Source organism: Flavobacterium lipolyticum (genome assembly GCF_020905335.1).
GTDB classification, from domain to species: Bacteria; Bacteroidota; Bacteroidia; order Flavobacteriales; family Flavobacteriaceae; genus Flavobacterium; species Flavobacterium lipolyticum.
Map to the genome: position 1 here is coordinate 2,420,187 of NZ_JAJJMN010000001.1, position 25,313 is coordinate 2,445,499.

General features: G+C 35.9%; 22 protein-coding genes and 1 riboswitch. Of the genes, 21 read left to right on the top strand and 1 reads right to left on the bottom strand.

The features are described from left to right. Positions 1–27 precede the first annotated feature (27 nt). The 11 genes from LNQ34_RS10720 to LNQ34_RS10770 all read left to right on the top strand — a co-directional run bounded on the left by LNQ34_RS10720 (position 28) and on the right by LNQ34_RS10770 (position 14,019). Positions 28–2,874, top strand: a complete 2,847-nt coding sequence (locus tag LNQ34_RS10720) for a TonB-dependent receptor plug domain-containing protein (RefSeq protein WP_229999654.1) — start codon at positions 28–30, stop codon at positions 2,872–2,874. A 406-nt stretch (positions 2,875–3,280) separates the two neighbouring features. Next, positions 3,281–3,469, top strand: coding sequence for a hypothetical protein (locus LNQ34_RS10725; protein WP_202700671.1), 189 nt, complete (start codon positions 3,281–3,283; stop codon positions 3,467–3,469). A gap of 70 nt (positions 3,470–3,539) precedes the next feature. Further along, a complete protein-coding gene (locus LNQ34_RS10730) occupies positions 3,540–4,844 on the top strand; it encodes an O-acetylhomoserine aminocarboxypropyltransferase/cysteine synthase family protein (protein ID WP_229999656.1) in 1,305 nt (434 codons plus the stop codon). A gap of 178 nt (positions 4,845–5,022) precedes the next feature. Then, on the top strand, positions 5,023–6,111 hold the full coding sequence (locus LNQ34_RS10735) for a homoserine dehydrogenase family protein (protein ID WP_202700673.1): 1,089 nt from the start codon (positions 5,023–5,025) through the stop codon (positions 6,109–6,111). A gap of 603 nt (positions 6,112–6,714) precedes the next feature. Then, on the top strand, positions 6,715–6,915 hold the full coding sequence (locus LNQ34_RS10740; protein WP_026110069.1) for a hypothetical protein: 201 nt from the start codon (positions 6,715–6,717) through the stop codon (positions 6,913–6,915). A 188-nt stretch (positions 6,916–7,103) separates the two neighbouring features. Further along, positions 7,104–7,212: riboswitch (SAM riboswitch) on the top strand. Positions 7,213–7,283: 71 nt separating this feature from the next. Then, positions 7,284–8,273 (top strand): alpha/beta fold hydrolase, encoded by a 990-nt coding sequence (locus LNQ34_RS10745; RefSeq protein WP_202700674.1) that lies wholly within the window; start codon positions 7,284–7,286, stop codon positions 8,271–8,273. A 1-nt stretch (position 8,274) separates the two neighbouring features. Next, positions 8,275–10,689: a bifunctional aspartate kinase/homoserine dehydrogenase I gene (gene thrA / locus LNQ34_RS10750; RefSeq protein ID WP_229999658.1), complete on the top strand. Its 2,415-nt coding sequence runs from the start codon at positions 8,275–8,277 to the stop codon at positions 10,687–10,689. 225 nt (positions 10,690–10,914) lie between these two features. Then, the gene (locus LNQ34_RS10755; protein ID WP_202700676.1) at positions 10,915–11,343 is read left to right on the top strand and encodes an OsmC family protein; all 429 of its coding nucleotides are present in this window, start codon (positions 10,915–10,917) and stop codon (positions 11,341–11,343) included. A 290-nt stretch (positions 11,344–11,633) separates the two neighbouring features. Beyond that, positions 11,634–12,806, top strand: coding sequence for a trans-sulfuration enzyme family protein (locus tag LNQ34_RS10760; protein WP_202700677.1), 1,173 nt, complete (start codon positions 11,634–11,636; stop codon positions 12,804–12,806). Positions 12,807–12,873: 67 nt separating this feature from the next. Next, a complete protein-coding gene (locus LNQ34_RS10765; protein WP_229999659.1) occupies positions 12,874–13,401 on the top strand; it encodes a dienelactone hydrolase family protein in 528 nt (175 codons plus the stop codon). A gap of 207 nt (positions 13,402–13,608) precedes the next feature. Beyond that, positions 13,609–14,019, top strand: a complete 411-nt coding sequence (locus LNQ34_RS10770) for an RrF2 family transcriptional regulator (RefSeq protein ID WP_008466594.1) — start codon at positions 13,609–13,611, stop codon at positions 14,017–14,019. Between the two features lie 106 nt (positions 14,020–14,125). On the opposite strand, the gene LNQ34_RS10775 is transcribed toward LNQ34_RS10770, so the two are convergent. Then, positions 14,126–14,908, bottom strand: coding sequence for a sulfite exporter TauE/SafE family protein (locus LNQ34_RS10775; RefSeq protein WP_202700679.1), 783 nt, complete (start codon positions 14,906–14,908; stop codon positions 14,126–14,128). A gap of 310 nt (positions 14,909–15,218) precedes the next feature. Between LNQ34_RS10775 and LNQ34_RS10780 the strand changes: the two genes are divergently transcribed. From LNQ34_RS10780 to LNQ34_RS10825, 10 genes are all read left to right on the top strand, one after another. Then, positions 15,219–16,121, top strand: coding sequence for a sulfite exporter TauE/SafE family protein (locus tag LNQ34_RS10780; RefSeq protein WP_229999661.1), 903 nt, complete (start codon positions 15,219–15,221; stop codon positions 16,119–16,121). A 27-nt stretch (positions 16,122–16,148) separates the two neighbouring features. After that, a complete protein-coding gene (locus LNQ34_RS10785) occupies positions 16,149–16,859 on the top strand; it encodes a phosphoadenylyl-sulfate reductase (protein ID WP_070905880.1) in 711 nt (236 codons plus the stop codon). 280 nt (positions 16,860–17,139) lie between these two features. After that, positions 17,140–18,057: a sulfate adenylyltransferase subunit CysD gene (cysD, locus tag LNQ34_RS10790; RefSeq protein ID WP_202700681.1), complete on the top strand. Its 918-nt coding sequence runs from the start codon at positions 17,140–17,142 to the stop codon at positions 18,055–18,057. 137 nt (positions 18,058–18,194) lie between these two features. Beyond that, on the top strand, positions 18,195–19,439 hold the full coding sequence (locus LNQ34_RS10795; RefSeq protein WP_202700682.1) for a sulfate adenylyltransferase subunit 1: 1,245 nt from the start codon (positions 18,195–18,197) through the stop codon (positions 19,437–19,439). Positions 19,440–19,633: 194 nt separating this feature from the next. Next, on the top strand, positions 19,634–21,724 hold the full coding sequence (locus LNQ34_RS10800) for a nitrite reductase (RefSeq protein ID WP_229999662.1): 2,091 nt from the start codon (positions 19,634–19,636) through the stop codon (positions 21,722–21,724). Continuing rightward, positions 21,717–22,490 (top strand): uroporphyrinogen-III C-methyltransferase, encoded by a 774-nt coding sequence (gene cobA / locus LNQ34_RS10805; protein ID WP_229999663.1) that lies wholly within the window; start codon positions 21,717–21,719, stop codon positions 22,488–22,490. The genes LNQ34_RS10800 and cobA overlap by 8 nt, the downstream gene beginning before the upstream one ends. Before the next feature lie 130 nt (positions 22,491–22,620). Continuing rightward, positions 22,621–23,202: a precorrin-2 dehydrogenase/sirohydrochlorin ferrochelatase family protein gene (locus LNQ34_RS10810; protein ID WP_070905877.1), complete on the top strand. Its 582-nt coding sequence runs from the start codon at positions 22,621–22,623 to the stop codon at positions 23,200–23,202. 372 nt (positions 23,203–23,574) lie between these two features. After that, positions 23,575–24,627, top strand: a complete 1,053-nt coding sequence (locus LNQ34_RS10815; RefSeq protein WP_202700686.1) for an NAD(P)/FAD-dependent oxidoreductase — start codon at positions 23,575–23,577, stop codon at positions 24,625–24,627. A 117-nt stretch (positions 24,628–24,744) separates the two neighbouring features. Continuing rightward, a complete protein-coding gene (locus tag LNQ34_RS10820; RefSeq protein WP_202700687.1) occupies positions 24,745–24,972 on the top strand; it encodes a hypothetical protein in 228 nt (75 codons plus the stop codon). Further along, positions 24,963–25,256, top strand: coding sequence for a type II toxin-antitoxin system RelE/ParE family toxin (locus LNQ34_RS10825; RefSeq protein ID WP_229999665.1), 294 nt, complete (start codon positions 24,963–24,965; stop codon positions 25,254–25,256). Before LNQ34_RS10820 ends, LNQ34_RS10825 begins: the two co-directional genes overlap by 10 nt. The last annotated feature ends 57 nt before the right edge of the window (positions 25,257–25,313 follow it).

Genomic DNA, 25,313 nt, shown 5'->3' on the forward strand with positions numbered 1-25,313 from the left:
AAAACAATATAAAACCAGAAAAAAGTAATGAAAAAGAATGTAGTAGTAGCTTTAAGTCTTTTGACCTTTTCAGGCATTTATGCGCAGGAGAATAAAAAAGAACAGGACAGTTTAAAAAATAATGAATTGACCGAAGTGACCATTGTAGGGTCGCGCAGTAAAAACAGAGTAAAAACAGATGTACCGGTTCCGGTTGACGTTTTTAATATTTCAGAAATAACAAAAGGAGCGCCGCAAACCAGCGTAACTCAAATTTTAAATTATGTGGCACCTTCTTTTACCAGTAATGCAACTTCTACGGCAGATGCGACAGATCACGTTGATCCGGCACAGTTAAGAGGTTTAGGGCCGGATCAGGTTTTGATTTTGGTAAACGGAAAACGAAGACATACAAGTTCATTAGTCAACATTAATGGATCGCCGGGAAGAGGATCGGTAGGAACAGATTTAAATGCTATACCTTCATTTGCCATTGAAAGAATCGAGGTTTTACGCGACGGTGCAGCCGCTCAGTACGGCTCAGATGCGATTGCGGGAGTTATTAATATCGTATTGAAAAAGAATGCCAACTATCTTTCAGGAGACATACAGTATGGTACTAACTTATCTTCGGGATCGAATAATTTTAAAGGAGGAGCCGACGGGCAGAATCTGCAAGTTGATTTAAATTACGGGACCTCTTTGGGTAAAGCAGGTAGTTTTTTAAATGTTACCGGTAGTGCTGTGACCAGACAGGCAACAAGCCGCGCGGGAATTAGAAGCAACGCAATTTTTAATGCCTACAATGCTGTCGAGAACAGAGCAGCTCAGAACGGTGTGAACATTAATTCATTTTTCAGTAATATTAATAATACCTCAAATTCAGCGCAAATTTTGAATTCGCTGAAACAGTATGCACCACAAGTGGGTTACTTTACACCGGCACAGCAAAGTGCTATCGCTTCGGCAGGTACTATTGCGCAAATGCAGACTGCTTTGAATTTTGATGTAACCAACAATGAGTTGGCGTACAGAGGTCAGGAAAGAAGCGACTATAATATGAGTGTGGGCCAGTCTGAATTAGCATCTGGACAATTATATTACAATACAAAGTATCCATTAACAGAAACAACATCTCTATATTCATTTGGAGGTCTCTCGTATAGAAATGGTAGATCGTATGCTTTTAACAGGCTTCCAAACGGTTCAGGAACTTTTACACAGGTATATCAAAATGGATTTTTACCGGAAATAGAATCTTCAATCTTAGATGCTTCTGCAGCAGTTGGAGCTACAACAGAATTATTCGGTTTTGACACCGATATTAGTACAAACCTCGGGACAAACTCTTTTAAATATGATGTGAACAATACTATTAATGCTACTTTGGGAACCAATTCGGCTTCAAGTTTTTATGCCGGTAAAGTTTCGTTTTTGCAAAGTACAACCAACTTGGATTTAAGTAAGAAGTACGATGTTTTAAACGGTCTGAACGTTGCCTTTGGTGGAGAATTCAGATATGAAAAGTACCAGATTCAACAGGGAGAAGAAGCTTCTTACGGATTGTATGATACCAACGGAAATTTGGTTCCTGGAATTTTACCAAGCAATTCACCTTTAATCGTAACCGACTTTTTCGGGAATAAACGTGGAGCCGGAGCACAAGGATTCTCAGGGTTTCAGCCTTCAGATGCTAAAGTTAAGGACAGAAAAAGTGGCGCAGCTTATGTAGATTTAGAATTAAATGCAACAGAAAACTGGCTTTTGAATGGAGCAGCGCGTTACGAGAACTATTCTGATTTTGGAAGTACCGTTACCTTTAAACTGGCATCTCTTTTGAAATTAACAGACAATATCAACTGGAGAGTTTCAGGGCAAACAGGTTTTAGAGCTCCTTCCTTACAGCAAAAATATTTTGAAAGCAGTTCCACTCAGTTCATAAACGGTTCGCCATATCAGGTTGGATATTTTACAAACGATTCACAGGCTGCCAAAAGTATTGGGGTTGAAAATTTAAAACCAGAGAAATCAAAAAGTATCAGTACCGGATTTACATTCAAGATTCCTGAAGCCAATATTACCATTGCAACAGATGCTTATTTTACCAGAATCGACGACAGAGTGGTATTAACCGGGCAGTATGCAAGACCAACAGATGCACAGATAAATGCAGCAACGTCGCCGCAACAAAAAGATGCTTTAACCTTATTTCAACAGGCATTTGATTTAAAAGGTGTGGAAAGAGCTTCGTTCTGGACCAACGGAATCAACTCTGAAACGAAAGGTATTGATGTTGTAATTTCACATAAATACAATGTTATTCCGGATTTCACCATCAGAAATGATTTTGCATTGAGTTATAATACTACCAAAAGAGTGGGAGAATTAAATGTTCCTCAATCCATTATCAATGCAGGTGGAGAGCCTTTTAAATATTCATTCTTTCCGGAGTCAAGCCGAATTTATTTAGAAGAAGCCATTCCAAAATTGAAAGCCAATTTGATGACTACGTTTAGTATCAAAAAACTGGATATTTATTTGAGAAACAGTTATTTCGGAGCAGTGACAGACCCGGGAGCGACTGATGTAAATTTAGACGGATCATCTTCTGTTTACGAACATCCTGAATACAGCGCAAAATTGGTTACTGATTTGTCTTTCGGATATCAGATTAACGAGAAATTCAGATTCACCGTTGGGTTTAATAATATAGGAGATGTTTATCCGGACCGAAATAATCCGGCAACACCTGCCTTTACCAATACAACGCCAACCTTGTCGCCTGCACCAAGTACAGATTTAAGCAACGCCAATCAGTTTGCTTATTCCAGAGCAGTATCACAATTTGGATTAAACGGAAGATTTGGTTTCGCCAGATTGAGTTTTAAGTTCTAAGACCATAATATTGGCCACAGATTATAAGGATTAAACGGATTTACGTTGATCTGATAATCATATTAATCCCTTAATCTGTGGCTGTTTTTTCTAGCGTAAAGCCTGCATTTACAAGGAGTAATAAAATTTTTACATTAAATATTGATATTTAATTTGGTAGTTAGGAAAATACTTATTACATTTACTCTATAGAATTAGTCGAATTAAAAAAGCATTAATTTTAAATCAAATAAAAATGAAAACAATAGCAAATAGTATGATGATGTGTTGTGAGATGATGCAAATGTGCATCCCAAATTGCTGTTACCAAAAGTGAAAGAGTAAATCTTTGTTATAGTTAGAACTATAAGCCCTTTTGGTCGCCATCCGAAAGGGCTTTTTTAATTCCAAAACTAAAACAAGTATCATGAAAACACTACATATTATAGTAAGAGAGATTTTATACAGATTGAAAACCGATTATAAACGATTTACAGCTGCAGTTAAAAATAGAAAAGTGAATACCGCTAAAATAAAAGGAGAGCTTTATTCGAGTGAATCAAATTCTCTGCTTTTCCAAATGTACCTGCACGAAGAAGAAGATCTTTTTATTTGAGATATAAAAACGACTGTAATAATTAAAGAATAAACCAAAAGCTATAAACAATACCTAAAACTAAGAAATCATGAGCACACAAAAATTTGCCACAAATGCGCTACACGCGGGACACGATGTTACTAAAAATGCAGGAACCAGAGCAGTTCCAATTTACCAGACATCATCGTATGTTTTTAACAATTCAGATCATGCAGCTAATTTATTTGGTCTTGCTGAAGCCGGATTCATTTACACCCGATTAAACAACCCTACAAATGATGTTTTGGAACAACGCCTTGCGGCGCTTGAAGGTGGAATTGGGGCAGTAGTTACAGCCTCAGGAGCCTCTGCAATTTCCACATCTTTATTGACTTTGCTAAAAGCAGGAGATCATATAGTGGCTTCTAATAGTTTGTACGGAGGAACGTATAATTTATTGAGCGTAACTTTACCGCGTTTAGGGATCACAACTACCTTTGTAGATCCTTCAAAACCCGAAAATTTCACTAAAGCTGCCAAAGAAAACACACGGGCATTTTTTGTTGAATCTTTAGGAAACCCAAAATTAGATGTACTCGATCTGAAAGCGATTGCAGTGGAGGCTAAAAAATTTAAGGTTCCTTTTATTGTAGACAATACAGTAGCTACTCCTTATTTATTAAATCCGATTGCTTACGGAGCAGATATTGTCATTCACTCCCTTACCAAATATATTTCAGGAAACGGAACCTCATTAGGAGGGGCCATTATCGACGCCGGAACTTTTGACTGGGCGAATGGTAAATTTCCTGAGTTCACAGAGCCTTCACCGGGATATCATGGTTTAGTGTATCACGAAGCTTTAGGAAATGCCGCTTTCATTGCTAAAGCCAGAATCGAAGGATTACGTGATTTTGGAGCAGCTTTGAGTCCGTTTAATGCTTTCCAGATCATTCAGGGATTAGAAACCCTGCCAATTCGAATTCAAAAACACAGCGAAAATGCTTTGGCTTTGGCTTCCTGGTTAGAAAAACAGGAAGAAGTAGCCTGGGTGAACTATCCTGGCTTAAAAAACAATAAGTATTATGACCTGTCACAGCAGTACTTGCCAAAAGGGCAAAGTGGTGTCGTTACCTTTGGATTAAAAGGAGGTTTTGAAGCAGCCAAAAAAGTGGTAGATGAAACCCAGCTCTTCTCGCTTCTGGCCAACATTGGTGATACCAAGTCATTAATCATTCATCCTGCAAGTACAACGCACCAGCAATTGTCTGATGCCGAACAATTAGAAACGGGAGTTTCAAAAGATCTGGTTCGACTTTCCGTTGGATTGGAAGATATAGAAGATTTAATTGCTGACTTGCAAGCAGTTTTTGCAAGCGTGACCGAGTCACAATACAGCATTAATAAAAACTAGGTTTTTTTGTTTTTTGTTTGAAAAATTGCCTTTAGCAGCGTGAGTTCTGCTAGAGGTGATTTTTTATAAAAAGCAAATCAGTATAAAAGTTTTAAACCTTATAGGTGTTGAGGTTTAATGTAGAGTGCTACAGTGTACTTAAAATAGTTATAAGGTTTAAAAATTAAAAAGTAAAATTATGTCAAAGCTTAAAATAAATATCATCCTTTTTGGAATTGGAAATATAGGGAGTACTTTGATTAATCAAATTATTGAAAGTCAGGAGTTTTTTCTCAAAAGTAAGAATATCGATTTTCACTTTCCAATTATCACCAATTCAACTGTTGCTTTTTTCGAGAAAGAAGGCGTAGGATATGCTTGGGAAACCAATTTTCTGGAATTGGCCGTTCCTTTTAAGGTTCAGGATATTATTGAATTTGCCAAAGAAAATGAATTTGAAAATTTAATCGCTGTAGATGCCACTGCGAGCGATGAATTAATACATCACTACAATACATTGATCGAAAACGGGTTTAATATTGTAGCGGTAAATAAAAAAGCCAATACATTGCCGATTGATTTATACAAAGAGATTAGGTCAAACCTTAAAAAGTACGACAAAGAGTTTTTGTATGAAACCTCAGTAGATACCGGATTCCCGGTTTTACAAACTTTGAGAGACTTGTATTATTCAGGCGAAAAAATCACAAAGATTCGTGGTGTTTTTTCAGATAATCTGAGTTATGTTTTTAATCGCTTTGCTGCCGAAGAAGCCACCTTCTCTTCTTTATTAAAAGATGCGAGTTTACTCGGTTTAATGCGTTCCACCTTTAAAGAAGATTTATCCGGAAATGATACAGCCAGAAAATTACTGATTCTCACGAGAGAAATTGGAAAAGATTTTGAGCTGTCAGATATAAAAATTAATTCCCTTATTAACGAAGAGCATCTGGAGCAAAACGGCATTCTGAATAAAGAAGCAATTGATCGATCGTTTAAGATTGCTAAAATTAGTCAGGCAGATGATCATGTACTGCGATACGTGGGAGAATTTGATGTTGTAAAAAACACATTAGAAGTCAAACTGGTTTCAGAACCCATTACTTCAGCAATAGGTCAGTTGAAAGGATCAGATACTATTTTCGAAATTTATACACAATCGTATGCAGCTGTTCCAATTGTGATTCAAAGTGCTTCGGCCTGTAAGCAAGCCATTTCAAGGGGTGTAATTACAGATATTTTGAAAGTAGCTGAAAAGATCAAAAATAAAGAGGCAGTCTGGTTGTAAGTGGTGTCGAAATACTAGTAAGTTGTTCTTTGATATAATGAAACAGGAAAGTTTTTTAAGTTATTTTTTGTAAGATTTATCTTTTAAATATTGATATGTTAATTTTGTAAGATGTTTTTTAACCTAAAAAGGTTGCTTTTTAACGTTTTTTGGGATTAATTTATTGAGTCTCACTTGCATAATTGATAAAATATTCGCAAATTTGTAAGACTTCAAAACTAAAGAAGAAATAATTTAGTATTCTGAATGAAAGTTACATCGATTGAGGCAAAAGTTTTGTACTCTGTTGATTAAAAGAAGAGTAAAATAGAAATATTTCTAAAGTTTAAAGAAGTTTATTAAAATAGAAAAAATGCAAGAATTTTTTAAAATAGTAATTAAGTCCCAGATGAATAAGTCCCTACAGATGAACAAGATGTTTAACGTCGCACGTATTTGTGTATGCGTCTGTTGATACTAAAAGTATATATGAGTTGTAAAAAACTTGAACCCTTTTGGTATTACAAATCCAAAAGGGTTTTTTTATTCCATTTGGTTACGATAACAAAGAAATAAACATAAAATAAAGATAATAACACGCAAACTAACATAAACTTAAATGTCATGAGCACAATAAACTACCTAACAAAGACTTTTTCAACATTGAAAAACATTAGAGCTAAAAGAAACAATGCACCGCCAACAAATGAATTGACCGATTCAAGATTCGGGGTGACTGAAACAAATAAAAAAGCGGAGAAAAAAAATCCGGATTCATTATTGTTTTTGATGTATTCAAAAGAAAATGAAACGCTTTTTATTTAAATCTAAAAGCATCATAAAATAGAGGGAAACCTGCTTAATTTTACTGGGCAAATTGTTCGGTAATTTTTTGCGTACACTAGTTTTTGTTTGAATTATGTTTAAGAAATTGAGGAATCAGTTTCGATAAAATTTGTTTGTTTGAGAAATTAGTAGTTAATTTGCACCTTTAAGTTCAAAAACGTATTGAAATGTTATAAAGAAAGGACGAGGGATTAGACCCGATGAATCCTTAGCAACCCTTCGTTAAATCGAAGAAGGTGCTGCATTCTACCACCCCTAAACGTGGAAAGATAACAACAAGAAATTTTCTGGTTTCACTCTAGACTTTCTTTCTAATATTTCCACATACAAATCAAAATTAAAAAGATTTGAAATTGGAAAATATACCAAGTCCCATTATAATTCAGGAATTCATCACCGAAAGTGGTGTGTCCTACTCATCATTACCCTTAAGTTTTACACTTTCCGGTTTACCATTGTATAGTGCGCCTATTGTTCTCGTTAATCATGCTTTGACAGGAAATGCAGAGGTCACCGGAGCAAACGGCTGGTGGAATGACCTTATTGGGGAAGAGAAAACAATCGATACCCATAAATTTACCGTACTGGCTTTTAATGTACCAGGAAACGGGAATGATTCTTTTATTATCGAAAATTATCAGGATTTCACTACCAGAGATATTGCCCGTATTTTTATAAAAGGTTTAGAACTTCTAAATATTAGCCAACTACACACTATTATTGGTGGTTCTGTTGGAGGAGGCATCGCCTGGGAAATCCTTGCATTAGAACCTAACATTACTCAAAACCTGATTCCCATTGCAACGGATTGGAAGTCGACCGACTGGATGATCGCCAATTGCTATTTACAAGAGCAAATTTTGAACAATTCTTCAAAACCTATCGAAGATGCCAGAATTCATGCTATGTTGTGTTACAGGTCTCCGGAATCATTTAAAGAGAAATTTCAACGTACCATCAATACCAACCGTCCTGTTTTTAACATTGAAAGCTGGTTGGCCCATCATGGTGAAAAACTACAGAAAAGATATCAATTGGCTTCGTATAAATTGATGAACCAATTGCTTAAAACCATAGACATCACCAGAAACAGAGAGGATTTCGAGACTTTGTTATCCAAAACAGACGCTGCGATTCATATTATCGGAATCAATTCGGATTTGTTTTTTATACCCAAAGAAAATCGGGAGACTTTTCAGGAATTAAAAAAGTTCAAAGACAATGTTTCTTATAGCGAAATAGATTCGGTTCACGGACATGACGCTTTTTTAATCGAGTACAAACAATTAGATCATTTACTTGCCGATATTTTTAAGGCAGAAACAATAGAAAAATAAAATGAAAATATTAAAATTTGGCGGTAAATCGTTATCAAACGGAGAAGGACTTAATAAAGTAGTTTCAATTATTACGGATAAAGTACAGCAGAATGAAAAAATAGCTGTTGTGGTTTCGGCCCGTGGAAATGCAACAGACGAGTTAGAATACATTTTAAAAATTGCTGCGAAAAACGGTAATTATAAACCCTTATTTGAGAATTTTAAAGCGTATCAGGTTTCAGATTATCCTCAGGTCGATTTATCGGAAGAATTTAATGTGCTCGAGAAACTTTTTGAAGGAGTAAGCCTGATTGGTGATTACAGCAATAAAATTAAAGATCAGATTTTATCAAAAGGAGAATTACTTTCGGCTAAATTGCTGACGGCCATTTTAATCGAAAAAGGTGTTCCTGCAAATTTTGTAGATTCAAGAGAATTGTTGAAAACCGATTCTAAATTTGGTGACGCACAGCCTTTGGAGCAGCTCTCTAAGAAAAATGTGATCAATTATTTTAAAGAACACAACGGATCAACGGTTAACATCGTGACCGGTTTTATTGGGTCTAACAATAATAACGATACCACTACTTTAGGTAGAAATGGCAGTAACTATACCGCGTCGCTAATTGCAAATTACCTGAATGCTGAAGAATTGCAGAATTTTACGCATGTTGACGGAATTTACACAGCAAACCCTGATTTGGTTGCCGATGCGAAAAAAATTGAATTTCTATCGTTTAATGAAGCCAATGAACTAGCCAATTTTGGCGCTACCATTTTGCATGCGAAAACAATCATTCCGTTACTGGAAAAAAATATCCCGCTTCGTATTTTAAATACCTTTAATCACGAAAATCGTGGGACTTTAATTACCTCTGATTCAGCCAAAGAAGGAATTAAGACGCTTTCTGTTTTAGAGAATGTGTCGCTGGTGAATCTGGAAGGCCGCGGATTATTGGGGAAATCGGGTGTAGATGCCCGAATTTTTAAAGTAATGGGCGATCATAATATCAGTGTGAGTATTATCTCGCAGGGTTCTTCAGAGCGAGGCATTGGTCTTGTGGTGGCGACCGATAAGGCTACATTGGCAATGGTTGAATTAGAAAAAGAGTTCGAAAATGACTTCTATTCTAAAGATGTAAATCAAATTACGGTAACCGATAATGTTTCGGTAATTTCGATTATCGGTCAGGATTTGAGTACTTTTCATAAACCATACACAGCATTAATCAAAAATAAAATTGTTCCGATTTTGTTCAATAACACCGTTACGGGTAAAAACGTGAGTCTGGTTGTTAAAAAATCAGAGCTTCATAAAGCCTTAAACGTAATTCACGGAGAGATTTTTGGAGTTTCCAAAAAAATCAATATTGCCATTATTGGTCACGGACTAGTGGGAGGAACTTTAATCAATCAGATTTTAGAATCGACTGACGCTATCGAAAAACGAAAAGACGTGAGACTGAATGTTTTTGCAATTGCGAATTCCAAAAAAGTACTTTTAGATAAAAACGGAGTAAGTTCGAACTGGAAAACAGACATTGAAAAGGAAGGACTTGCCTATACCATTCAGGATATTATTGCTTATGCAAATCAACATCATTTAGAAAACCTGATTGCGATTGATAATACAGCCAGTGCAAAATTTGTTGAGAATTATATTCCGTTGGTGGAGAGTAGTTTCGATCTGATCTCTTCTAACAAAGTAGCCAATACACTTAGTTATGGTTTTTACAAAGAATTGAGAAAATCTTTAGCCGAAAATCAGAAGAATTATTTGTACGAAACCAATGTTGGTGCCGGATTGCCATTAATTGATACGATAAAATTATTACACCTTTCAGGAGAAAACATCACAAAAATAAAAGGAGTGTTCTCCGGAACACTAAGTTATTTATTCAATAATTTTTCGGCAAAAGATGTTCCGTTTAGTGAGATTTTGCAGGAAGCAATTGATAATGGATACACAGAACCGGATCCGCGTGAAGATTTATGCGGAAATGATGTGGGAAGAAAATTATTGATTCTGGCAAGAGAATTAGACTTGCAGAATGAATTTGAAGAAATCTCGATTCAAAATTTAATTCCGGAACATTTGCGTGAAGGCAACGTTGGAGATTTCTTAACGAAATTAAAAGAGTTTGATCCAATTTATGAAAAAATCAAAGCCGATCAAAAGCCAAACCACGTATTGAGATACATTGGTGAATTGTCGGGAGATTTGCAAAACGACAAAGGAATTTTGGAAGTAAAGCTAGTTTCAGTGCCTTCTGATACCGCTTTGGGCGGATTAAAAGGATCTGATTCTTTCTTTGAAATTTATACAGAGTCTTACGGAGACCGTCCAATCGTAATCCAGGGAGCAGGTGCAGGCTCTGCTGTAACAGCGAGAGGAGTATTTGGTGATATTTTGAGATTGTCAGATAAAGGGTAAAGAATTTGAGATTGTAGATTTGAGATTTGAGATTGCAGATTTATAGGTCCAGTTTGTCATTTCGACCGAAGGGAGAAATTACACCAGGAACTCCGCAACGAAACATTCTAATCTTTGTCGACAATCTAATGTGATTTACTTCGTCTGTTCGCTATCGCTCGAGTCTTCTTAAGTCGAAATGACAAGATTATAAAGAATAAAAAATAAAAAAAAAATAACAACACAATGAAAGTAACTTTGAACAGAGTAAATGACGCGTTTCATTTTAAACTTAAAAACGAACGTGGTCATATAGTGGATGTTGACAGCAGAGCCGAATTTGGCGGAAGTGATTTAGGTCCAAGCCCAATGGAATTAGTATTGATGGGGGTTGCGGGATGCAGTGCTATTGATATGATTTCGATCTTAAAAAAACAACGTCAGGAAATCACTTCCTTTAACGCTGAGGTGGAAGGAGAGCGTGTACAAGTTGGTGAAGCAAAGCCTTTTAAAGAAATCAATGTGGTTTTTTATTTAGAGGGAGATATTAACCCTGAAAAAGCACAACGCGCAGCCCAGCTTTCTTTTGAGAAATATTGCTCCGTTTCTAAAACAATTGAGCCTACAGCTACCATAAAATATAAAGTTGTATTGAACGACGAAGAATTAAAGTAATTGGATAATTAGTCAATTTGATAATTAGATAATTTTTGGACCATTTTTATATAATCAAAATTCACATTAAACTTATGGCGAAACGCTGTGTTTTGTTTTGTGAATCTTTGTGAAATTTTATAAAAGAAAGCGAATTTGTGCTAATCAGTGTAATTCGTGTTTTAGTCAATTTGAGAATTAGATAATTTTCAAAATGAAGATTAATTAATAACGTTATACCGTTTAAATTTTAAGTTTTTGTTTTAAATAATGCTGAAAACTTGAAACTTGAAACAAGAAAAACAAAAAAAATGAACACAGAAGAATTTGGTTTTGAAACACAGGCCATTAGAACACAATTAGAAAGAAGTCAGTATTTAGAGCATTCGGTGCCATTATACTTATCATCAAGTTTTGTATTTGAAGATGCAGAAGACATGCGAGCTTCTTTTACAGAAGAAAAAGAAAGAAACATTTACAGCCGTTTCAGCAATCCGAATACCACAGAGTTTGTGGACAAAATTTGTAAAATGGAAGGTGCAGAGGCGGGCTATGCTTTTGCCACCGGAATGGCAGCGGTATATTCTACTTTTGCGGCCTTATTGAATTCAGGTGATCATATTGTGTCTGCGAGCAGTGTTTTTGGTTCTACACATGCTTTGTTTATGACGTATTTTCCAAAATGGAACATCGAAACCTCTTATTTTGATATAACGAAGCCGGAAACAATCGAAAGCTTCATTAAACCGAATACAAAAATTTTATACGCTGAGTCGCCTACAAATCCGGGTGTTGATGTGATTGATTTACAATTATTGGGGGACCTTGCTAAAAAGCACAACCTGATTTTAATTATCGATAACTGTTTTGCTACGCCTTACCTTCAACAGCCTATAAAGTTTGGAGCGCATTTGGTAGTGCATTCGGCAACCAAATTGATTGACGGTCAGGGAAGAGTTTTAGGAGGAGTTACGGTTGGAAGCGAAGATTTAATCAGGCAGATTTACTTGTTCTCCAGAAATACGGGACCGGCTTTGTCTCCGTTTAATGCGTGGGTTTTGTCAAAAAGTTTAGAGACATTGGCCGTTCGCGTTGAAAAACACTGTGAAAACGCTTTAAAAGTAGCAGAGTTTTTAGAGGCGCATCCAAATGTGAATAGTATAAAATATCCGTTTCTGAAATCGCATCCACAATATGAAATTGCCAAAAAGCAAATGAAATTGGGAGGAAATATTATCGCTTTTGAAATTAAAGGCGGAATTGAAGCAGGAAGAAAATTTTTAGATAAAATAAAACTGTGTTCCCTATCGGCAAATATTGGCGATACGAGATCGATCGTAACGCATCCTGCTTCAACAACACACAGCAAGCTGTCTGAAGAAGATCAATTGGCAGTCGGAATTACACAAGGTCTTGTGCGTGTTTCTGTAGGTTTAGAAACGGTTGAAGATGTAATTGCCGATTTGAAGCAGGCGCTTAGTTAAATTTTAGATTGATGATTTTAGATATTAGATTTTTGAAAACGGATATCTAAAATCGTATCTTCTATATATGGCTAAACAAAGACTAATTATTTTATCAGATTTATTTGGAGGCAAAGATCCCGAGTGGGTAAAAATCTATGTCGATTTATTAAAATCTGAATTTGAAATTCAGTATTACGATGTGCTTGAACTAGCTGGTATTAATGCTGATAACCTTGTGGAAAGCGATGTTCATAATCAGCTTCTTAGTGGGGGAATAGATAGGGCAATTGAAGCTTTATTGAAATTAGAAAATGGCAAAGTAATGGTTTTAGGATTTAGTATTGGAGGAACAATCGCTTGGAAAGCTTCTTTACAAGGATTGAAGATTGTTTGTCTATTTGCTGTTTCTTCAACAAGATTGAGATACGAAACTGAAGCCCCAAATTGTAGTATAAAATTATATTTTGGAGAAGAAGATTCAAACAGACCGGATTCACAATGGTTTTTTGAATTGAATGTGGTCCATAAAATGATTAAAAAAGAGAATCATCAGCTATACAGAACGGAAAATAATGCGTTCTTGGTTTGCAATGATATTTTGAAATTTTATTAAGATGATGGCCCTTAACTGGAAAAAAAAACAGTTAAAGGCCATTTTTTATTGGGTTTTATTTAAACTATACTAATTTAGTAGAATTTAAATTTTCGTTCTATTACTATTCTCATTTAAAAAGTTTATTTTTGTGGCAGAAAAACAAGACGATTGTTGCTTTAGGTTAGAAGTCTAAAATAGGCAATCAGCAATTAAAATAGATAAAACGTGCTTTCAAAGAAAACAAAATACGGAATCAAAGCTTTAACCTACCTGGCCAGACGTGAAAACAATGAGCCAGTACAAATTGCTGAAATTGCGAAAAGTGAACATATTTCGATTAAGTTTTTGGAAAGTATTTTGCTGCTGCTTAGGAACTCAGGATTTCTTGGGGCTAAAAAAGGAAAAGGCGGAGGTTATTATCTGATAAAGGATCCTAAAGATATCAGTATGGCTAAAGTCTATCGTATTCTGGAAGGGCCAATTGCGTTGTTGCCTTGTGCCAGTCATAATTTTTATGAAAGATGTGACGACTGCGATGATGAATCTACCTGCGCTGCACGCCGATTAATGACCGAAGTGAGAGATAATACACTTAAAATACTGGAGAGTAATTCGTTAGCAGATATTGCATTTTAATAAGATCTCTATTTTGCGATTTCCTATAAAAAAGACCATTTCAATATTTTAATGAAATGGTCTTTTCTTTTTAGATTCAGATTGTATCTTAAAGAATATAATACATTTAGAAAATTAATTTATATCCTGCCATAAAAAGCATTACAGCAATCGCATTTCTAAGGAATTGATCCGGAACTTTTCCACTCAGCATACTTCCCATATAAATTCCCGGAAGTGAGCCCATCAATAATTGTCCTAATAAGACAAGATCTAAATTTCCCATTGAAGCGTGTCCGATTCCGGCAACTAGTGTCAAGGGAACGGCATGCGCAATTTCAGTCCCGACTAAACGAGGGGTTGGCAGTAAGGGATAAAGAAAAAATAAAGTGACAGTTCCTAAAGCTCCCGCACCAATTGAAGTTAGAGTTACAGTAGCGCCTAATAGAACACCTATAGCAATAGTTAGTGTGTTTTGAGTAGTACTTTCGCTGTGAAATTTATCTCCGGCATGTTTTTGAGAGAATTCTAAAAGTTTCTTTTTAAAGATAATAGCAACTGAAGTAAATAACAATGCCCAGCCTAAACTGTATTTGATAACATGATTTATAGTTTCAATGTCGGTTTTGATACTGTTCAGAATCCATAAAGTAATCAAAGCGGCAGGAACACTTCCGAGAGTCAGCCAGCCCGTGATTTTCCAGTTGATGTTGCCTTTTTTGTTGTGAACGAAGACTCCTCCGGCTTTAGTAAAAGCAGCATAAAGTAAATCGGTACCAACCGCTGTTGTTGGTGGTATACCAAACCACAACAAAATTGGAGTCATCAAAGAACCGCCTCCAACACCTGTTAACCCCACTATAAAACCTACTGCTAAACCTGCAATTATAAGACCTATTTGGAAATCCATGGATAAATATTTGTCGTAAAAATAACAACATTTTTATAATTATCCTATGGATGTGGTAGACTTTAAAAGTGATATTTTAAAAATGAAGAAATTTTCGCTCTTATAGTTCTGTAATACAGTTCCGTATGTTTTTTTGAGCCGTTTGACGATTGATGGAAATTGATATAGATTCCTTTTCGTAACTATTAAAATATGGAGGATGTAAAAAAATCAAATATTGTTTTGATATTTAGAAATAAGTAGTAATTTTGCCATTCAATCTACTAACCCGATAGGGTAATAGGTTTTAAAGCTAAAACAAGTCACAGGAATGGAAAAGGAACTTAAAATAAATACCGCAGCAATTAAGGCTGATGTCACAATTAAAGAAAAATTGTGGGTTTTGGTACCGGCAGTTTTACTGATAGGTTTGTTGACGACTTTGATCTACAATCACCATGCGGAATTTTCATGGAATGCATTTGTTGACGGTTTTAATCAGGAATTTTTAGTATTTTTTGCCATTGGAGTTTTTGCACAGTTGGTGGATGGGACTTTAGGAATGGGATATGGAGCAACTTCTACATCATTTTTATTAGCATACGGAGTTCCGCCGGTTATTAGCAGTACAGCGGTTCACGTTTCTGAAATGTTTACCACGGGAGCATCGGCACTTTCTCACCACCGATTTGGAAATATCAATAAAAAATTGGTCAAACATTTATTAATTCCAGGGGTTTTAGGTTCAATAATGGGAGCTTATTTACTATCGGATGTTATTAACGGAGATATTATAAAGCCTTTTATTGCAGTTTATATGATTGTTTTGGCTATTATAATTATTCGAAAAGCTTTAGTTAAAAAGATCATCAAAAAGAAAACTAAAAAATTAGGATTTCTGGCCATCTTTGGAGGTTTTATGGATTCTGTTGGAGGCGGAGGCTGGGGGCCGATTGTGACTTCAACATTATTAGGAAGAGGCAGAAACCCGAGATACACTATAGGTTCTGTAAATGCAGCTGAATTTGCAATTTCATTCGCAAGTGGTATAACCTTTATGCTTTTTGGTGGAATCCACGGTTGGCAGGTTATTATAGGTTTGATTTTAGGAGGTGTAATTGCAGCGCCATTGGGAGCTTATCTTTTAAATAAAATCAAAAGAAAACCAATGATGATTGCAGTTGGAGTTTTAATTATACTATTGAGTTTAAAAACATTATCTAAATTATTGTAACATTTTTTAGAAGGAAAGAAAGAGAATATGAGTGCGACGATTATACAATCATTATTAGATAAAACGAAAGATTTTTCACTTGACGAAACATTGGCTTTCTTAGCAAATGAATATCCGGGAAAAGTAATTTTTTCGACATCTTTTGGACAGGAAGATCAGGTTATTACTGATTTCATAGCCAAAAGCAATCAGGATATAGCCATTTTTACACTAGATACCGGAAGATTATTTCAGGAAACCTATGATGTTTTTCATAAAACATTAAAAAAATACAAAAAGCCAATTGAGGTTTATTTCCCGGAAGCAGCAGCCATAGAGAGTTTACTTCAGTCAAAGGGGCCGAATAGTTTTTATGATTCGGTTGAGAACAGAAAAGAATGCTGTTTTATTCGAAAAGTAGTTCCGTTACGAAAAGCTTTAGCAGGAAATTCGGTTTGGATTACAGGTTTAAGAGCAGAGCAATCCGAGAATAGAAACGATTTACAATTGTTTGAATACGACGGGGGTTTTGAAATTATAAAGTTCAATCCCTTGCTGAAATGGACATTAGAAGAGGTTGAAACTTATTTGTCCGAAAACAATGTTCCTCAAAATGCTTTGCACAAACAAGGTTTTGTAAGCATCGGATGCGCACCCTGTACGAGAGCAATTTTTCCGGGTGAAGATATCAGAGCCGGAAGATGGTGGTGGGAATCCAGTCATAAAGAATGTGGATTGCATAGCGCTAAAAAAGAGTAAGTAGAAGAAAGAAGCTAGAGGCAAGAGAATAGATTAAAGAATAAAGAATATAGATTTTTGAGTTCCGAAGGAACGACCGATATTGTAGCGTCGGGTTTCAACCCGATGAAGAGGAAGGAACGCCCCATATTGTAGCGTCGGATTTTAATCCGATGGGAATGGAAGAAGAAGATTTAGAATATATCGTCGGAGTTTAACCCGATGGAGAGTAAAGAAAGTAAAGAATAATAGTAGAAAGTTTTAGGAAACTCACGATAAACAACAACCTGAAACTTTAAACTTGAAACAAAAAAACAAAATGAGTTCAGTATTAAAAACAAACGCTTTAGAGAGCGAAGCAATATATATTTTCAGAGAAGTAATTTCACAGTTTGATAAACCGGTTTTACTTTTTTCTGGAGGAAAAGATTCGATAACCTTAGTGCGTTTGGCACAAAAAGCATTCTTCCCTGCCAAAATCCCGTTTCCTCTTTTGCATGTAGATACCGGACATAATTTTCCGGAAACTATTGCTTTCAGAGACAAATTGGTAGAAGAGTTAGGGTTAGAATTAATCGTACGTAATGTTCAGGATGCTATCGACGAAGGAAAAGTGGTAGAAGAAACCGGTAAATATTCCAGTAGAAACAGTTTACAGACGACCACACTTTTAGATGCAATTGAAGAATTTAAGTTTGATGCCTGTATCGGAGGAGCGCGTCGTGATGAAGAGAAGGCAAGAGCGAAAGAGCGTATTTTTTCAGTTCGTGACGATTTCGGTCAATGGGATGAAAAAAATCAGCGTCCGGAATTATTTGACATTTTGAACGGAAAAATAGAGAATGGTCAAAACGTTCGTGTTTTCCCAATTTCAAATTGGACAGAATTAGATGTATGGAGTTATATCGAGAAAGAACATATCGAAATTCCATCTATTTACTTCTCACATAAAAGAAAAGTTTTTTTGAGAGACGGTTTGATCTGGTCACATTCTCCTTTTGTGTACCAGGAAGAAGACGAACAAATCGAAGAAAGAATTGTTCGTTTTAGAACCGTTGGAGATATGAGCTGTACAGCAGCTGTTGAATCTTATGCAGCAACTATCGAAGAAGTAGTAGGAGAAATCAGAAGCTCTACGATTTCTGAAAGAGGAGCCAGAATTGACGACAAACGTTCTGAGGCCGCAATGGAAAAGAGAAAACAACAAGGGTATTTTTAATTGATAATTGACAATTGATAATTAAAAAGTAGAATCAAGAAAACAAAAAAAAAACATACAGCTTGAAACTTTAGTTCAAAGGAAATCAACTTGAAACCTGAAACTAAATTTTTAAACCTGAAACAAAATAACATAGAATGGACGTTTTAAAAATAGCAACAGCAGGAAGTGTAGATGACGGGAAAAGTACTTTGATCGGAAGATTACTGTACGATACCAAATCATTGACGACAGATAAAATCGAAGCGATCGAGAAAAGCAGCAAGCAAAAAGGATACGATTATCTTGATTTTTCACTGGCAACTGACGGATTAGTGGCGGAGAGAGAACAAGGAATCACAATTGATGTGGCACATATTTATTTCTCGACTGCAAAGAAAAGTTACATTATTGCCGATACTCCGGGTCACGTAGAATATACCAGAAATATGGTAACGGGAGCTTCAACTTCTCAGGTTTCCATTATCTTAATTGATGCGAGAAAAGGCGTAATCGAACAAACGTACCGTCACTTTTTTATCAATAATTTATTGAGAGTAAAAGAGGTGATTGTGGCGATCAATAAAATGGATTTAGTGGATTATTCAGAAGACGTTTTCAATAAAATCAAAGCCGATTTCCAAGCTCTAAATGCCAAAAGTACTTTCAAGGAGCAAAACGTAAGTTACATTCCGTTAAGTGCCATCAACGGAGGAAATGTTGTGGACAAATCAGAAAACATGAAGTGGTACGATGGACAAACGGTGTTGGAGCATTTAGAAGGATTACATTCTCATGATGTTTACGAGCCAGGGAAAGCACGTTTTCCGGTTCAAACCGTTATTCGTCCAAAGACTGAAGAATACCACGACTTTAGAGGTTATGCCGGTAAATTATACGGAAACTCAATAAAAGTAGGAGATGCTGTAACAGTACTTCCTTCATTGACAGAATCAAAAGTTTCAAAAATTCACTTTTTCGACAAACAATTTGATGAAGCCGTTGCAGGTTCTTCGATCACCATCGAATTAGAAAATGATATCAATGTGACAAGAGGTGATATGATTGTAAAATCATCAGAGCTTCCAAAAATTGAAAAAGAAATACACACAACAGTATGCTGGATGGACAGTAAAAAACTGGTTCCGGGTACAAAATATATCGTTCAGCACAACACCAATTCGGTTTTAGCAAAAGTAGAAAGTATTAAAAATACAATTGCAACAGATTATTCAGGAACAACACCGGCATCACAGTTAGCAATTAACGAGATAGGAGAAGTAAGCATTAAATTAAGCAAGCCTTTATATTTTGATGCCTATAATGACAATAAATCAAACGGTGCATTCATCTTAATTGATACCGCAACGAATACAACAGCAGGAGTAGGATTCATCAGGTAAACCTGCTATAAGCTTTAAGCCATATGCTGTAAGCTAAAAACACAAAGTTAAAAAAGCCTAAAGCATACAGCTTAAAGCCTACAGCATAAAAAAAATCAGGTATTTAGGGAAGCTTAAAGCTTATTGTCTAAAGCCTAAAGCAAGAAAGTCAAAAAGCTTATAGCCTAAAGCTTAAAGCCTAAAGCGAAATAAAAATGGAAAGTTTTAGAACAGAAATAGAAAATCCGGTAGTTCAGAAAGAGATTATCGATTTAGAAAAAAAGATTCATTTGTTCCGTGGAGGAAAAATTGATGATGAGCGTTTTCGTAGTCTTCGTTTAGCACGTGGAATCTATGGACAACGTCAGGAAGGTGTTCAAATGATTCGTATTAAATTGCCTTATGGTAAAGTAACCAGCGAACAATTGATCCGTATTACAAAAGTTTCTGATGAATATTCTACAGGGCGTCTCCACATTACAACACGTCAGGACATTCAGATTCACTATGTAAGTCTGGACAGAACTCCGGAACTTTGGGCAAATCTGGCCAAAGACGATGTTACTTTGCGTGAAGCTTGTGGTAACACTGTTCGAAATATTACAGGAAGCGAATTGGCAGGTGTGGATGTAAACGAACCGTTTGACGTTTCGCCTTATGCACATGCTCTATTTCAATATCTTTTAAGAAACCCTATCTGTCAGGAAATGGGACGTAAATTTAAAATTTCGTTCTCGTCCTCTGATGAAGATACCGCTTTGAGTTATTTACATGATTTAGGATTTATTCCAAAAATTGTAAATGGTGAGCGTGGTTTCAAAATCATGTTTGGTGGAGGTTTAGGTTCTCAGCCTGCTCATGCCGAATTACTTTCCGAATTCGTTCCGGCAAATCAGATCATTCCAACAGCAGAAGGAATCGTTCGTATTTTTGATCGATACGGTGAACGTGCTAAAAGAATGAAAGCCCGTATGAAATTCCTGATCAAAGAAATGGGAAGAGATGTTTTCCTTGATCTGGTTGAAAAAGAGAAAAAAGCAATAGCTTTTGAAACATATGAAATTGACACCACAGCTTTTGACGGACCAATTCCGGAACCGTTATTAGAAGTGCCACAAGTTGCCATTGAAGATCAGGCAGCATACGAAGCCTGGAAAAAATCAAATGTAATTGCTCAAAAGCAGGAAGGTTATTATGCTATTGGAATCAAAGTTTTATTAGGAGATTTTTACACCGATAAAGCCCGATTATTAGCCGATTTAATTAAAAATTACGCCGCAAATGAACTTCGTTTTTCATTGCGTCAGAATATTGTAATACGTCATGTGAAAGAAGCGAATTTACCTTTCTTCTATCAGGAATTGGCTAAGCTGAACTTTGTTCATTTAGGATATAATTCAACGGCAGATATTACAGCATGTCCGGGTACAGATACTTGCAATTTGGGGATTGCAAGTAGTACCGGAATTGCAGAAGAATTAGAAAAAGTATTAAGTGCTGAATATCCTCAATATTTAAACAATCGTGAAATTGAAATCAAAATCAGTGGTTGTATGAATGCTTGTGGGCAGCATAATATGTCGGCAATTGGTTTCCAGGGAATGTCAATCAATTCCGGAAAATTGGTAGCTCCGGCTTTACAGGTTTTGTTAGGCGGAGGAAGATTAGGAAACGGAGCCGGTCGTTTTGCCGATAAAGTAATTAAAGTACCAAGTCGTAGAGGTCCGGATGCGTTGCGTACGATCTTAAATGATTTTGATACCAATGGAAGCGGACAAAAGTTTCTGGATTATTATGATACAAAAGGCGAGAAATATTTCTATGAAATCTTAAAACCTTACGCTGATGTAACCAATTTAACAGAAGCTGATTTCGTAGATTGGGGTAATGCAGACAATTATGTAAAAGCAGTTGGAGTTGGAGAATGTGCCGGAGTGGTAATTGATTTGGTGGCGACCTTATTGTTAGAAGCCAAAGACAAATTAACATTCGCACAGGAATCTTTCGACGAAAATAAATGGTCAGATGCTATTTACCATGCTTACGCCGGATTTGTAAACGGTGCAAAAGCTTTATTGCTTTCTGAAAACGAAAAAACAAACAATCATGCAGGAATCGTTGATTTGTTTGATACCGTTTTCATTGCAACCAGTAAAATTGAACTGGCAACATCATTCAGAGAATTAGTGTATCAAATCAATGCAATACAACCTTCAGAAGCATTTGCAAAACAATACATTCAGGAAGGAATTGCATTTTTTGATACGATAGAAAAATATAGAGCTCAACAATTAGAAAATGCTTAATATCAAGCCAAAAGTAACTTTAGTTGGTGCGGGTCCCGGTGATCCGGATTTGCTTACGCTGAAAGCTGTAAAAGCACTTGCTGGAGCGAATGTGGTTTTGTATGATGCATTGGCCAATGAAGAGATATTAGCCCACGCTCCTAAAAATGCGATTCGGATTTTTGTTGGAAAAAAAATAGGCAATCATGCTTACACGCAGGATCAGATCAATCAATTGATTGTGGATAATGCTTTGACCTACGGAAATGTAGTCCGTTTAAAAGGTGGTGATCCGTTTATTTTTGGACGTGGAAGTGAAGAAATTGAATTCATCGAAAGTTTTGGAATCGAGACGTTCGTGGTTCCCGGAATATCTTCGGTAGTGGCAGTTCCGGCAAGCCAAGGCATATCAATCACCAAAAGAGGGGTTTCCGAAAGTTTTTGGGCCATAACAGGTACAACTTCTGATAGGAAATTATCTTCAGACGTTGCTTTAGCTGCACAGTCCTCTGCAACAGTTGTAATTTTGATGGGGATGCACAAGCTGCCTCAGATTATTGATTTGTTTCAAAAAGAAAACAAAGGAAATTTGCCCGTTGCGATCATTCAAAATGGAACAATGCCCGATGAAAAAGTGGGTGTAGGAACCGTAAATTCGATTCTGGAAATTGTAGAAGAGAAGAAACTGAGTTCGCCGGCAATTATTGTACTTGGAGAAGTTGTTCGCGAAAGCAATAAACTAAAAGGATTTTACGAAGAATTTCTGTCCAAAGAAATGATGAGATAAAGTGCAGTAAAAATGATTCCTCACATAATCTTGATTTTCAGTCGGTAAAATGTCTTGGGTATAAAATTGGGTTTTTAACCTGATGAAAGCAAAAAATCATCTAATTTTGATTGGATGAAATTGAATTAAAATGGAACAAAACGAATTATATCCTGTATTCCTGAAGCTTCACAATCTAAATGTTCTGATTGTTGGCGGAGGAAATGTAGGATTGGAAAAGCTCTCTTTTTTATTAAAGTCGAGTCCCAATGCAAATGTTGAGGTGGTAGCGCCAAATTTTCATTTAGAAATAAAGGTTTTGGCTGAGAAACATCCTTCGATTACATTGACAAAATCGAAGTTCAAAAAGAAAATGCTCAAAAAACGCCACATGGTAATTGCCTGTACCGATGATTTAAAAGTCAATAAAAAGGTATATGAATTATCCCGAAAGCGTTATTTGATTTGCAATATTGCGGACACACCGGATTTATGTGATTATTATTTAGGTGGAATCGTAACCAAAGGCAATGTGAAAATTGCCATTTCGACCAACGGAAAATCGCCAACAACAGCCAAAAGACTTCGTGAGTTTTTTGAAGAGGTAATTCCGGAGGATATCAATAAAATGGTCGAAAACCTTAATGAATATCGAAAGACATTAAAAGGTAATTTTGAAGAGAAAGTGAAAAGAATGAACGAGATCACAGCTTCATTGAAAAATAAGGAATAGTAATAGTTCCGAAAGAACGGTTTATATTGTAGCGTCGGGTTTTAACCCGATGGATGAACGAGATCACAGCTTCATTGAAAAATAAGGAATAGTAATAGTTCCGAAAGAACGGTTTATATGGTAGCGTCGGGTTTTAGCCCAATGGATGAACGGGATTACAGTTTCATTGAAAAATAAGGAATAGTAATAGTTCTGAAAGAACGGTTCATATGGTAACGTCGGGTTTTAGCCCAATGGATAAACGAAATAACCGCTTCAATAAAAAATAAAGAGTAAAAAATTCCGCAAGGAAATCAATGACAAAAATCATTGAAATTAGAATAAATTATTCGTTCCTTTGCATTATTAAGAATGATTATAAACAACAACATAATGATTAAAACAGATATACTTATAATTGGAGCAGGCCCAACAGGATTATTTGCCGTTTTCGAGGCAGGATTATTAAAATTAAAATGTCATATTTTAGATGCTTTACCACAAGCGGGAGGACAACTTTCAGAATTGTATCCAAAAAAACCTATTTATGATATTCCTGGATTCCCTGAAGTATTGGCAGGAGATTTAATCGACGGACTGATGGAGCAAATCAAACAATTTGAGCCTGGTTTTACGTTAGGAGAGCGTGCAGAAACGATTGAGAAACAAGAAGACGGAAGTTTTATTGTAACTTCAAATAAGGGAACTAAATTTCACGCACCGGTTATTGCTATTGCAGGAGGTTTGGGAAGTTTTGAGCCACGTAAACCACTTATTGAAGATATCGAGTTTTACGAGGATAAAGGAGTAAAATATTTCATCAAAAATCCGGAGAAATTCAGAGACAAAAAAGTTGTAATCGCCGGAGGAGGAGATTCAGCCTTGGACTGGAGTATCTTTTTAGCGAATGTAGCTTCAGAAGTTACTTTAATTCACCGTAGAAATGAATTTAGAGGAGCTTTAGATTCTGTAGAAAAAGTACAGGAATTGAAGACAGCCGGAAAAATTAAATTAATCACACCGGCAGAAGTGATCGGAATCAATGGTGCTGAGCATGTTGAATCATTAGATATCGAAGAAAACGGAGCACACCGTAAAATCGAAACAGACTATTTTATTCCGCTTTTCGGATTAACACCTAAATTAGGACCAATCGGAGACTGGGGATTAGAAATCGAGAAAAATGCCATTAAAGTAAATAATGCATTAGATTACCAAACTAATATTCCGGGAATCTTCGCTATTGGAGACGTAAACACTTACCCAGGAAAATTAAAACTGATTCTTTGTGGATTCCATGAAGCTACTTTAATGTGTCAGGCCGCTTATCAAATCATCAATCCGGGTAAAAAATACGTTTTAAAATACACTACAGTTTCAGGTGTAGATGGTTTCGACGGAACTCGTAAAGAAGCTCCAAAAGCAGTTGTTAAGGCGATAGTTTAATTCTAAGGGGCTGAGGTACTGAGGTGCTAAGGTTCTAAGATTTTATATAGAGAAAGCTCGAACTTTTAGTTTGGGCTTTTTTTATTTGTATCTTTGTAATTATAAATTTTGAGTATCATGGATTTAGAGGCTAGAAAATATCAATTTATTCAGAAATTGTTTAAGGTGGAAGATGAGAGTGTTTTAGAGAAACTAGAATTGGTTTTGAAAGCAAATCAAGATGATTGGTTTGATGAATTATCAGAATTGGAGAAAAATGAAATTCAAATTGGATTAGACCAAGCCGAGAAAGGTGAATTTATAAGCCATGAAGATGTCATGAAAAGGTTTTCGAAATGGCATTAAAATTTATTTGGACTTCCCAAGCTGTAAAAGGCTTTAATAAAGTTGTCGATTATCTTGAAGCGAAATGGACGGCAAAAGAAATCTCAAATTTAGAAAATAAAATTCAGCAAGTACTAAATCAAATCAATCTGAATCCGGAACAATTTCCAAAATCTGAAAAATACAGTTCAATACATAAAGCAATTGTAGACAAAAATAATTATTTAGTTTACCGCGTAAATAAGGAAGCTAATACTGTTGAAATTATCAATTTTAGAGGAACAAAGCAGAAGCGCAATTACTAAGCAAACTTAAACTTAGAAACTCAGTATCTTAGAGCCTTAGTTTCTAAGTACCTAAAA

What these genes read in the sequence shown, in the direction of transcription:
- LNQ34_RS10720 (WP_229999654.1), top strand. Translation starts at nt 28, where the DNA reads ATGAAAAAGAATGTAGTAGTAGCTTTAAGTCTTTTGACCTTTTCAGGC.
- LNQ34_RS10725 (WP_202700671.1), top strand. Translation starts at nt 3,281, where the DNA reads ATGAAAACACTACATATTATAGTAAGAGAGATTTTATACAGATTGAAA.
- LNQ34_RS10730 (WP_229999656.1), top strand. Translation starts at nt 3,540, where the DNA reads ATGAGCACACAAAAATTTGCCACAAATGCGCTACACGCGGGACACGAT.
- LNQ34_RS10735 (WP_202700673.1), top strand. Translation starts at nt 5,023, where the DNA reads ATGTCAAAGCTTAAAATAAATATCATCCTTTTTGGAATTGGAAATATA.
- LNQ34_RS10740 (WP_026110069.1), top strand. Translation starts at nt 6,715, where the DNA reads ATGAGCACAATAAACTACCTAACAAAGACTTTTTCAACATTGAAAAAC.
- thrA (WP_229999658.1), top strand. Translation starts at nt 8,275, where the DNA reads ATGAAAATATTAAAATTTGGCGGTAAATCGTTATCAAACGGAGAAGGA.
- LNQ34_RS10755 (WP_202700676.1), top strand. Translation starts at nt 10,915, where the DNA reads ATGAAAGTAACTTTGAACAGAGTAAATGACGCGTTTCATTTTAAACTT.
- LNQ34_RS10760 (WP_202700677.1), top strand. Translation starts at nt 11,634, where the DNA reads ATGAACACAGAAGAATTTGGTTTTGAAACACAGGCCATTAGAACACAA.
- LNQ34_RS10765 (WP_229999659.1), top strand. Translation starts at nt 12,874, where the DNA reads ATGGCTAAACAAAGACTAATTATTTTATCAGATTTATTTGGAGGCAAA.
- LNQ34_RS10775 (WP_202700679.1), bottom strand. Translation starts at nt 14,908, where the DNA reads ATGGATTTCCAAATAGGTCTTATAATTGCAGGTTTAGCAGTAGGTTTT.
- LNQ34_RS10780 (WP_229999661.1), top strand. Translation starts at nt 15,219, where the DNA reads ATGGAAAAGGAACTTAAAATAAATACCGCAGCAATTAAGGCTGATGTC.
- LNQ34_RS10785 (WP_070905880.1), top strand. Translation starts at nt 16,149, where the DNA reads ATGAGTGCGACGATTATACAATCATTATTAGATAAAACGAAAGATTTT.
- LNQ34_RS10795 (WP_202700682.1), top strand. Translation starts at nt 18,195, where the DNA reads ATGGACGTTTTAAAAATAGCAACAGCAGGAAGTGTAGATGACGGGAAA.
- LNQ34_RS10800 (WP_229999662.1), top strand. Translation starts at nt 19,634, where the DNA reads ATGGAAAGTTTTAGAACAGAAATAGAAAATCCGGTAGTTCAGAAAGAG.
- cobA (WP_229999663.1), top strand. Translation starts at nt 21,717, where the DNA reads ATGCTTAATATCAAGCCAAAAGTAACTTTAGTTGGTGCGGGTCCCGGT.
- LNQ34_RS10810 (WP_070905877.1), top strand. Translation starts at nt 22,621, where the DNA reads ATGGAACAAAACGAATTATATCCTGTATTCCTGAAGCTTCACAATCTA.
- LNQ34_RS10815 (WP_202700686.1), top strand. Translation starts at nt 23,575, where the DNA reads ATGATTAAAACAGATATACTTATAATTGGAGCAGGCCCAACAGGATTA.
- LNQ34_RS10820 (WP_202700687.1), top strand. Translation starts at nt 24,745, where the DNA reads ATGGATTTAGAGGCTAGAAAATATCAATTTATTCAGAAATTGTTTAAG.
- LNQ34_RS10825 (WP_229999665.1), top strand. Translation starts at nt 24,963, where the DNA reads ATGGCATTAAAATTTATTTGGACTTCCCAAGCTGTAAAAGGCTTTAAT.